This is a genomic window from Streptomyces sp. NPDC000151 (genome assembly GCF_040301705.1).
Classification (GTDB): domain Bacteria; phylum Actinomycetota; class Actinomycetes; order Streptomycetales; family Streptomycetaceae; genus Streptomyces.
In genome coordinates, this window is record NZ_JBEPFC010000213.1 from 1 (window position 1) to 9,635 (window position 9,635).

The following is a 9,635-nucleotide window of genomic DNA, read 5'->3' on the forward strand; positions in this document are numbered from 1 at the left end:
GTCGCGCCGCTCGGCGCGCAGCGCCGGCCCGCCTCGCGGGCGACCGGCGGCTTCGACTTCTTCGGTACGGGCGCGGGCGCCGTGCCCACGGAGGCCCCGGCGGCGCCGCTGGAGGAGGACCTCGCGGACGTGGTGGGCGACGAGGCGGTGGCCGAACAGTCGGCCCGCGCCGCGGCCCGCCAGGCCACGCAGCAGCCCGTACAGGCCGCAGCACCGGCCCCCGTACAGCCGCGCGAGGACAGCGCCACGGCCACGCCGGAGCCCGCCGCGGAAACGGCCGCTGAGGCGGAGCCTCGGCCGGAGTCCGAGTCCGAGTCCGAGTCCGAGGCCGAGTCCGAGTCCGAGGCCGAGTCCGAGTCCGAGTCCGGTGAGCCCGCCGCCGGTGAGGTCATCGACCTGACCGCGCACGACGAGACCGAACAGATCGACGTCGTCGAGCTCCGCAGCGCGGCCGCGCAGTAAGCCGCGAACAGGCAAGAGAAACGCCCGCACCGGTCACTGACCGGTGCGGGCGTTCTGCTGTGCAACACAGGCGTGAAAGTTATCCACACCCTGTGGACGACCCTGTTGGTGTTGGCCCGGGCGCTACCCCGCGTACAGCGGGCCACGCCCCGTCCGTCACTTGTCGATGTCGCCCACCACGAAGAACAGCGAGCCCAGGATGGCGACCATGTCGGCGACCAGGGTGCCGGGGAGCAGCTCCGTCAGGGCCTGGATGTTGTTGAACGAGGCGGAGCGGAGCTTGAGGCGGTACGGGGTCTTCTCGCCCTTGGAGACGAGGTAGTAGCCGTTGATGCCGAGCGGGTTCTCGGTCCAGGCGTACGTCGCGCCCTCGGGGGCCTTGAGCACCTTCGGGAGCCGCTGGTTGATCGGCCCGGGGGCCAGCTCCGCCATCCGGTCCAGACAGGCGTCCGCCAGGTCCAGCGCGTTGTGCGTCTGCTCCAGCAGCACCTCGAAGCGGGCCAGGCAGTCGCCCTCGGAGCGGGTGACGACCTTCAGGGTGTCCTGCAGCTCCCCGTAGGCCAGGTACGGCTCGTCGCGGCGCAGGTCGAAGTCGACGCCCGAGGCGCGGCCGATGGGCCCGGAGACGCCGTACGAGTGCACCGCCTCCGGGGTCAGCACGCCGACGCCGCGGGTCCGGCCGCGGAAGATCTCGTTGCCCAGTACCAGCCGGTCGAAGACGTCCATACGGGAGCGGACCGCGGCCACCGCGTCCCGGGCCCGGCCGAGCCAGCCGGCCGGCAGGTCCTCCTTGAGGCCGCCGACGCGGTTGAACATGTAGTGCATCCGGCCGCCGGAGATCTCCTCCATGACGTTCTGCAGCTCTTCGCGCTCGCGGAAGGCGTGGAAGACCGGGGTGATCCCGCCCAGCTCCAGGGGGTAGGAGCCGAGGAACATCAGGTGGTTCAGTACGCGGTTCAGCTCGGCCAGGAGCGTGCGCGTCCACACCGCCCGCTCCGGGACCTCCATGCCGAGCATCCGTTCGACGGCCATCACGACGCCGAGCTCGTTGGAGAACGCCGACAGCCAGTCGTGGCGGTTGGCGAGCACGATGATCTGGCGGTAGTCGCGCGCCTCGAAGAGCTTCTCCGCGCCCCGGTGCATGTAACCGATCACCGGTTCGGCGTGGCTGATGCGCTCGCCGTCCAGTACCAGGCGCAGCCGCAGCACACCGTGCGTGGAGGGGTGCTGGGGCCCGATGTTGAGCACCATGTCCGTGCTCTCCGCCGCACCGCCAATGCCGACCATCGTCTCCGTCATGGGGACAGTCTGACAGCTCCGGCCGGCAGGCCGACCGGCTGGACCAGCCAGTGGAAGGCCCCCAGGCCGCCCGGGTCGGTCAGCTCGGCGGCCTCGCCGGCGCCGCCGAGGGCCCGCAGGTAGGCGGCCGGATCGGTGGTCGCGAGGGCCAGCGGCGGCCGGCTGCCGTCGACGCCCAGGGAGCGCAGCGCGGCCCGCTGGGTGAGCAGCAGCGCCCCGGTGCCGCCGGCCGCCGCGCAGGCGTCCAGCGCGACGTGCGCGGTGATGTCGCGGCTGCCGTCCGGCACGGGGGCGGTCTCGCGGCCGTCGCGGAAGCCGGTGAGCGTGCCGTACGGCGGGCGGGCCTCCCGTAGGTGCGCGTAGTCCGCGGTCACGGCGAACCCGCGGCGCAGCGTCGCTACGGCACGCGCCCACGCCGCGTCCCGGGGGCGCCCGATCTCGGCCCGGGTGCCCGGCCCGCCGTCCCCGTCCGTCGGCCCGGCGTCCTCACCAGTGGGCCACGCGTCCTCACCAGTGGGCCACCATTCGGCCAGCCATGCCGCGTCCTCGCCCGTGACCGGCTCGCTGAGCCGTTCCGCGCCGTCCTCCGCGCGGACGAGCACCCGGCGCAGCACCCCGTCCGGGTCCGTCTCGACGACGTCCACCGGGACGTTGTCCAGCCACTCGTTGGCGAAGAGCAGGCCGGTGAGCGTCCCCGGGGCGGGCAGTTCGGCGAGCCAGGTGACGCGGGGATCGAGCCCTTCCGGGCGGGGCGCCTTCTCCACGGCGTACGCGCGCAGCCGGGCCGGCAGGGACGCGGCCGCCCGTCCGCTGTCGGCCGCGTCCAGCGCCGCCAGGACGCCGCTCAGCAGCTCGCCGCGCCCCGCCCCGACGTCCAGGACGTCCAGCCGCCCCGGATGGCCCAGCGCCTCGTCCACGCGCTCCAGCAGCGTCGCCACGGCGCCCGCGTACTGCCGTGAGGCGTGCACCGAGGTGCGGAAGTGACCGGCGGGCCCGGGGCCGTCCGCGCGCGTGTAGAAGCCGCCGGGCCCGTACAGCGCCCGTTCCGTCGCGTCCCGCCAGCCGCACCACTCGTTCGTCACCGCCCCACCGTACGGGCGGCCCGGGTACCGTCCGGCATCCACCTTGGGGAGTAGGGCGCGCGCCCAGGATCGCTCCTTCGGTTGACCCGTACATCTATAGGCCCTGCCTACGCTGGGTTACGTGCAGCGTCTCTACGACTTCTTCCGCAGGCACCCGACAGGTGTGGACACCTTTTGGGCGCTGCTGCTGCTCGCGTTCTGCGGCCTGTGGCTGGTCTCCGACACACTCACCGGCTCCGTGCAGCACGCCGTCGGGGTGCTGGTCGTCCTCGCGCTGTGCACGGTCGTCGCGCTGCGTCGCAGGGCGCCGCTGAGGATGCTGCTGCTGGCGACGCTCGCGGGCGTCGCGCAGCTGCTCTTCGATGTGGAGCCGAACCCGGCGGACTTCGCGATGCTGGTGATCATCTACACCGTCGCGTACGGGAACGTCCGCTGGGCCTCCCGGTACGCGCTGGTCGGCGGCGTCCTCGCGCCGGTCCTGTCCAGGCTCCGCTGGCACGAGCCCGACCCGTACTACAGGGTGTGGCAGGACGTGGTCGTCGTCGTCTTCCTGACTGTCCCGTTCGTACTGGCCTGGGTGATGGGCGACTCGCTGCGCACCCGGCGCGCCTACTGGGCGCAGCTGGAGGAGCGCGCTTCGCGGCTGGAGAAGGAGCGCGCGACGCAGTCTCGGATGGCGGTGGCGGCCGAGCGCGCCCGGATCGCCCGCGAGCTGCACGACGTCGTCGCGCACAACGTCTCGGTGATGGTGGTGCAGGCCGACGGTGCCGCGTACGTACTGAAGTCCGCGCCCGAGCAGGCCCAGCAGGCGCTGGAGACCATCTCGGGCACCGGCCGGCAGGCGCTCGCCGAGATGCGCCGGCTGCTTGGCGTGCTGCGGACCGGCGAGGGGGCCGAGGGCGGCGAGTACGTGCCGCAGCCCGGCGTCGACCAGCTCGCCGACCTCGTGGAGCAGGTGCGCGGCGCGGGCCTGCCGGTGGAGTTCACGGTCGGCGGCCGGGAGCGGCCGCTGCCCAGCGGCGTGGAGCTGACCGCGTACCGCATCGTCCAGGAGGCGCTGACCAACACCCGCAAGCACGGCGGGCCCGACGCCGGCGCGACCGTCCGCCTCGTCTACGGGGACGAGAGCCTGCAGCTGCTCGTCGAGGACGACGGCCGGGGCGCGCAGCACGAGTTGTACGAGGAAGGCGGCGCCGACGGGCAGGGCCACGGCCTCATCGGCATGCGGGAACGCGTCGGTATGGTCGGCGGCAGCCTGGACGCGGGGCCGCGGCCGGGCGGCGGCTTCCGTATCAGCGCCGTGCTGCCGCTCACACCGGCGCGTTAGCGCGCCCGGGGCGCGCCACCACCACCGGACGCGCCGCCACCCACCGGACGCGCCGCCCGCGGCGCGCCATTCTGTTGACCGATGCCCCGAAGGGACGGACCGCCATGACGATCCGCGTGATGCTCGTCGACGACCAGGTGCTGCTGCGCACCGGCTTCCGGATGGTGCTGGCGGCCCAGCCGGACATGGAGGTCGTCGCGGAGGCGGGCGACGGCGTGGCCGCCCTGGAGGTGCTGCGGGCCACCCGGGTCGACGTGATCCTGATGGATGTGCGGATGCCGAACCTGGACGGCGTGGAGACCACCCGGCGGATCTGCGCGGACGGGACGGCCGAGGACGCCCCGAAGGTGCTCATCCTGACCACCTTCGACCTGGACGAGTACGCGTTCTCCGCGCTCAAGGCGGGGGCCAGCGGCTTCATGCTCAAGGACGTGCCGCCGGACGAGCTGCTGGGGGCGATCCGCGCGGTGCACAGTGGTGACGCGGTGGTCGCGCCGTCCACCACCCGCCGCCTGCTGGACCGTTTCACGCCGATGCTGCCGTCGGCCGCGCCGCAGGAGGGCCGCCCGGAGCTGCGGCGGCTCACCGAGCGGGAGCGCGAGGTGCTGCTGCTGGTCGCGCAGGGCCTGTCGAACGGCGAGATCGCCGCCCGGCTGGTCCTCTCCGAGGCCACGGTCAAGACACACGTGGGCCGCATCCTCACCAAGCTCGAACTGCGGGACCGCGTCCAGGCGGTCGTGCTGGCGTACGAGACGGGCCTGGTGCGGGCGGGCGGCGGCGCGTCATAGAAGGACCGCGGCGTATGAAGGACCGCTGCCCCGCTGCCCCACGGATGCGGCAGCCGCAGGACCCGTAGGCGCCCCGTCAGCGCAGTATGCCCTCCAGGAAGTCGCTGCCCAGCCGGGCGACGACCTGGAGGTCCAGCTGGTGCAGGACGTACCGGCCGCGGCGGCGGGTCTGGATCAGGCCCGCCTTCTTCAGTACGGCCAGGTGCCGGGAGACCTCGGGCGCGGTGATGCCCTGCTCTGAAGCGAGTTCGCCGGTGCTGTACGCGGTCCGGGCGAGGTTGCGGCAGATCCGGATGCGCACCGGGTGCGCCAGCGCTTCCAGGCGCTGCTGGAGCAGCTCCACGGAGGCCGTACGGGACAGCTCGGGCGCGGCCACCGGGTAGTGGATGACCGGCCGCCAGCCCGGCGCGTGCAGCACCATCAGATGCGGCCAGCCGAAGGAGGTCGGGACGAACGTCAGCCCGGCGCCGGCCTCCGGGTCCACCGCGGTGGTCCGGCCGTTGCTCAGTTTGTCGACCGTGATGCGGCGCTGCTCCTCGTCCACCGCGAGGGCCGTGGACACCTCCGTGAGCGCGTCGGCCAGGCCCTTGCGGCGCAGTACCTCGGTCTTGTGCCGGGCATCGGCCGCCAGCTGCACGCGGACGCGCTGCCAGACGTCCGCGAAGAACGCCTGGTCGCAGTCCTCGAAGAAGCGGCGAATCCAGGCCCGTACGGCCGGCGGGTCGGCCAGCAGCCGGCGTGCGAACTCCGCCTGGCGCGGGCCGCGCGCCACCGCGCGCTCCAGCGCCTGGTGCCGCGCCTCCGCGTCGACCAGGGGCGAGGGGCCGCCCCTGCTGTAGAGGCTGGCGCAGGAGATCTCCAGCGCCGCCGCGACGTACAGCTCGTCGTCCAGCCGGTCGAGCAGGTCCAGGTCCTCGGCGAGGGTCGCGCCGGGCGTGCCGTGGGTGTCGGCGAGCGCCGCGAACGGCATCGAGATGTCGGAGAAGGTCGGCCCCCACAGGAAGTCCGCCTCGTGCAGCCGGTCGGCGAGGTCCGGCTTGAACGCGGCACAGGTCGCCGTGGTCCAGCCGTGCAGCCCGGGGTGGTGGCCCGGCTCGGTGAGCGCGTGCAGCGCGGTACCGAGCTCCGCGAGCGGCGAGGGGGCGAAGACGAAGCGCTCCTCCGGCAGCCCCGTGATGTCGATCTGGATCCCCACGTGTTCCTCCCCTGCGCGAGCGCGCCGTTCCGGCCCGGTACGCCCATCATGCGCGACCCGCGCGCCGTGCCCGCCGACGTTTGACGGCTCCCGTCAATCGGCGTGCCCCGGGCGGCGCGCGCCGCCCACCGTGGAGGACATGAACGCGATGCAGCAGCACATGATCGATGTCTACCGCGCGGCTCAGCGGGGGGAGGCCGGGCCGCCGTTGCCCGGTGCCGGCGACGTACGGGCGCTGCGGGAGGTCCGCGACTGGCGGCGCTTCGAGGCGGTCGTCACGCCGTCCGCCGACCGGCTGCCGGCCCGGGCCCTGCGCGCCGTACGGGCCCTGCTCGGGCGCCGCACGCCCGCCTCGGCCCCCGCCGGGCGCCCTGCGCCCGCCTCAGCCCCCGTCGGCCACCGTCCGGACCCGCGCCAGGAAGTCCGGGAGAGCGCCCCGCACGTCGGCGGCAGTCCAGCCCAGTGCGGCTGAGCCCACCGATATCTCGGTCGCGGCCACACCCGGTACGCCGCCGCTCCACCAGCGCCGGAAGAGGCCGGTACGGGTCTCCTCCGCCTGCCGCAGGGCGGCCTCGTCGAGCACCTCGGGGGCGTAGGGCAGCCACAGCTGGAAGTCCTGGGTGTGCGGCGGGTCGGGGTGCACCCGGAACCACGGGACGCCGCACTCGGCCAGCCCCTCGGCCAGCGCCCGCGCGATCACCTTGGCGTGCGCGACGTACTCCGGGAGGCGGGGCAGTTCCCGGTCCAGGCCGGTCAGCGCGGCGAGCGCGGCCGGCCACTGCTGGAACGGCAGCCCGCCGTACCGGTGCCGCCAGGCCCGCGCCTCGGCGACGAAGTCCTCGCCGCCGGCCAGCGCGGCCCCGGAGATGCCGCCGAGCGACTTGTAGAACGAGACGTACACGCTGTCGGCCAGGCCGGCGACCTCCGGGAGCGCGCGTCCGAAGTGCGGCGCCGACTCCCACAGCCGCGCGCCGTCGAAGTGCACCACCGCGTCCCGCTCGCGGGCCGCCTCGGCCACGGCCACCAGCTCCTCCCAGGAGGGCAGCACGAAACCGGCGTCCCGCAGCGGCAGTTCCAGCGCGAGCGTCCCGAAGGGCTCGTCCAGGCCGCGCACCTCCTCGGCGGTCGGCAGCCGCGGCCCGGTCGTCGGGTGGATCATCCGCAACCCGCTGACCACCGCGTACGCGTCCCGCTCGTGCACCTCCAGGTGCGACATCGGATGCCCGGCCACCGTGGCGTTGCCCGTACGCCCCGCCCAGCAGCGCAGCGCGACCTGCTGCGCCATCGTGCCGGTGGGGAAGAACACGGCGGCCTCGGTGCCCAGCAGCTCCGCCGTGCGCCGCTCCAGGGTGCCGACGATGCCCTCCTCGTCGGCGTACATGTCGGTCGGCCCGGCCAGGTCGTGGCTCTCGGCGCCCTCGGAGGCGAGCGCGGTCAGCCGCTCGGCGATCGTGGTGTCGGTGACGCTGCGCATGAGTATGCGCTCGCAGCCCCGCCACGCGGCCAATCGGCGCGTCCGGTCGTCCTGGTCGGTCATCCTGCCGCCCTCCTCGTCCCCGCCCGCGTACGGCCCGTACGCGGGCCCGATCATCCCGCAGCCGCCCGCGGACGGCGAGGGGGTTTCGGAGCGGCCACGAGACGCCCGTCTCACCTGCCGTCCGTCCCTCGGGGCGGGCCGGGAACACCGCGTAGCATGACCAGGAAACGTCCGGTACCCCCCGCGGACTGGAACGGAAGGCCATCGCCGCGTGAATGAGAACCCCCTTACAGAGCCCCAGGACCGCCCCGCCCGGCTCACCGTCGGTGTCGTCGGGGCAGGCCGCGTGGGGCCCGCGCTCGCCGCGTCACTGCAGCTGGCCGGGCACCACCCGGTCGCCGTCTCCGGCGTCTCCGACGCCTCCCGGCGGCGCGCCGCCGCGCTGCTCCCCGACGTGCCCCTCGTGACGCCGGAGGAGGTCCTCGCGCGCGCCGAACTGGTGCTGCTGACCGTCCCCGACGACGCGCTGCCCGGCCTGGTCGCCGGGCTCGCGGAGACCGGCGCCGTGCGGCCGGGACAGCTGCTCGTGCACACCTCCGGGAGGTTCGGCGCGGGCGTGCTGGACGAGGCCACCCGGGCCGGCGCGCTGCCGCTGGCCCTGCACCCCGCGATGACGTTCACCGGCACCTCCGTGGACGTCCAGCGGCTGGCCGGCTGCTCCTTCGGGGTCACCGCGCCCGAGGAGCTGCGGATGGCCGCCGAGGCGCTGGTCATCGAGATGGGCGGCGAGCCCGAGTGGATCGAGGAGGCCGCCCGGCCGCTGTACCACGCGGCCCTGGCCATCGGTGCCAACCACCTCGTCACGCTCGTCGCCCAGTCCCTGGAGCTGCTGCGCACGGCCGGGGTCGGCGCGCCGGACCGGATGCTCGGGCCGCTGCTGGGCGCCGCGCTGGACAACGCGCTGCGCTCCGGTGACGCCGCGCTGACCGGGCCGGTCGCGCGCGGTGACGCCGGTACGGTCGCCGCGCACGTCGCGGAGCTGCGCAAGCACTCCCCGCAGGCGGTCTCCGGATACCTCGCCATGGCCCGTACGACGGCGGACCGGGCGCTCGCGCACGGCCTGCTCAAGCCGGAGCTCGCCGAGGACCTGCTCGGCGTGCTCTCCGGGGACGCGGACCGTACGGAGGGAGGCACTCGATGAACACCACGGCACACCCGGCCGGTACGGACGCCCACGTCCCGTCGGCCGCCCCCGCGCCCGCTCCCGCCGGCCGCCCCCACCTGGTGAGCACCGCCGCCGAGCTGCGGGCCCTGCCGCGCCGCGGCCGCCGCGCCGTCGTGATGACCATGGGCGCGCTGCACGAGGGCCACGCGACGCTGGTCCGTACGGCGCGCGCGCACGTCGGCCCCGAAGGGCAGGTCGTGGTCACCGTCTTCGTGAACCCGCTGCAGTTCGGCGCGGGCGAGGATCTGGACCGCTACCCGCGCACGCTGGACGCCGACTTCGCGGTGGCCGGCGCGGCCGGCGCCGACGCGGTCTTCGCGCCGTCGGTCGAGGAGGTCTACCCGGGCGGCGAGCCCCAGGTCCGCATCAGCGCGGGCCCCATGGGCGACGTGCTGGAGGGCGCCTCGCGCCCCGGCCACTTCGACGGCATGGCCACCGTCGTCGCCAAGCTGCTCCACCTCACGGCACCGGACGTGGCCTTCTTCGGCCAGAAGGACGCCCAGCAGCTCGCCATCGTGACCCGTATGGCGCGCGACCTGAACTTCCCCGTGGAGATCGTCGGCGTGCCGACCGTACGGGAGGACGACGGGCTGGCCCTCTCCAGCCGCAACCGCTACCTCTCGCCCGAGGAGCGCCGTACCGCGCTGGCCCTCTCGCGCGCCCTGTTCGCGGCCCGCGACCGGCTGGCCGCCGAAGAGGCGCTGCGGGTGCGGGCCGGGGCCGGTACGCACTCCGAGGCGCGCGCCGTGGGGCTGGCCGCTATGGGCGAGGACCGGGCGG

Annotated in this window: 9 protein-coding genes and 1 pseudogene; 6 read left to right on the forward strand and 4 right to left on the reverse strand. The window is 74.5% G+C overall.

What is annotated here, in order from left to right; genetic code table 11:
* Positions 1-462 (forward strand): annotated as a pseudogene (locus tag ABT381_RS33535) (hypothetical protein); the annotation flags it as partial.
* A gap of 156 nt (positions 463-618) precedes the next feature.
* Here the strand turns inward: ABT381_RS33535 and ABT381_RS33540 are convergent.
* Positions 619-1,761: an NADH-quinone oxidoreductase subunit D gene (locus ABT381_RS33540; RefSeq protein WP_351601110.1), complete on the reverse strand. Its 1,143-nt coding sequence runs from the start codon at positions 1,759-1,761 to the stop codon at positions 619-621.
* Positions 1,758-2,843, reverse strand: coding sequence for an SAM-dependent methyltransferase (locus ABT381_RS33545; RefSeq protein ID WP_351601113.1), 1,086 nt, complete (start codon positions 2,841-2,843; stop codon positions 1,758-1,760). Before ABT381_RS33545 ends, ABT381_RS33540 begins: the two co-directional genes overlap by 4 nt.
* A gap of 121 nt (positions 2,844-2,964) precedes the next feature.
* Between ABT381_RS33545 and ABT381_RS33550 the strand changes: the two genes are divergently transcribed.
* A complete protein-coding gene (locus tag ABT381_RS33550; RefSeq protein ID WP_351601116.1) occupies positions 2,965-4,170 on the forward strand; it encodes a sensor histidine kinase in 1,206 nt (401 codons plus the stop codon).
* A gap of 104 nt (positions 4,171-4,274) precedes the next feature.
* Positions 4,275-4,958 carry a response regulator gene (locus ABT381_RS33555; protein WP_351601120.1) on the forward strand — a complete coding sequence of 228 codons (684 nt, stop codon included), beginning with the start codon at positions 4,275-4,277 and terminating at the stop codon, positions 4,956-4,958.
* A 76-nt stretch (positions 4,959-5,034) separates the two neighbouring features.
* Here ABT381_RS33555 and ABT381_RS33560 read toward each other — a convergent pair whose 3' ends face one another.
* On the reverse strand, positions 5,035-6,147 hold the full coding sequence (locus ABT381_RS33560) for a DUF5937 family protein (protein ID WP_351601135.1): 1,113 nt from the start codon (positions 6,145-6,147) through the stop codon (positions 5,035-5,037).
* A 145-nt stretch (positions 6,148-6,292) separates the two neighbouring features.
* On the opposite strand from ABT381_RS33560, the gene ABT381_RS33565 reads away from it, so the two are divergent.
* A complete protein-coding gene (locus tag ABT381_RS33565) occupies positions 6,293-6,625 on the forward strand; it encodes a hypothetical protein (protein ID WP_351601123.1) in 333 nt (110 codons plus the stop codon).
* Here the strand turns inward: ABT381_RS33565 and ABT381_RS33570 are convergent.
* Positions 6,536-7,690 (reverse strand): threonine aldolase family protein, encoded by a 1,155-nt coding sequence (locus ABT381_RS33570; protein ID WP_351601126.1) that lies wholly within the window; start codon positions 7,688-7,690, stop codon positions 6,536-6,538. The two genes, ABT381_RS33565 and ABT381_RS33570, sit on opposite strands and share 90 nt — an antisense overlap.
* 211 nt (positions 7,691-7,901) lie before the next feature.
* Here ABT381_RS33570 and ABT381_RS33575 point away from each other — a divergent pair, with 211 nt between their 5' ends.
* On the forward strand, positions 7,902-8,831 hold the full coding sequence (locus ABT381_RS33575) for a Rossmann-like and DUF2520 domain-containing protein (protein ID WP_351601129.1): 930 nt from the start codon (positions 7,902-7,904) through the stop codon (positions 8,829-8,831).
* Positions 8,828-9,635 (forward strand): pantoate--beta-alanine ligase (gene panC / locus ABT381_RS33580; protein WP_351601132.1); only part of this gene is annotated, 808 nt, incomplete at its 3' end. The genes ABT381_RS33575 and panC, both read left to right, overlap by 4 nt.

Excerpts from the sequence above, each read along its gene's own strand:
- ABT381_RS33565 (WP_351601123.1), top strand. The coding sequence starts at position 6,293 with ATGAACGCGATGCAGCAGCACATGATCGATGTCTACCGCGCGGCTCAG.
- ABT381_RS33555 (WP_351601120.1), top strand. The coding sequence starts at position 4,275 with ATGACGATCCGCGTGATGCTCGTCGACGACCAGGTGCTGCTGCGCACC.
- ABT381_RS33570 (WP_351601126.1), bottom strand. The coding sequence starts at position 7,690 with ATGACCGACCAGGACGACCGGACGCGCCGATTGGCCGCGTGGCGGGGC.
- ABT381_RS33540 (WP_351601110.1), bottom strand. The coding sequence starts at position 1,761 with ATGACGGAGACGATGGTCGGCATTGGCGGTGCGGCGGAGAGCACGGAC.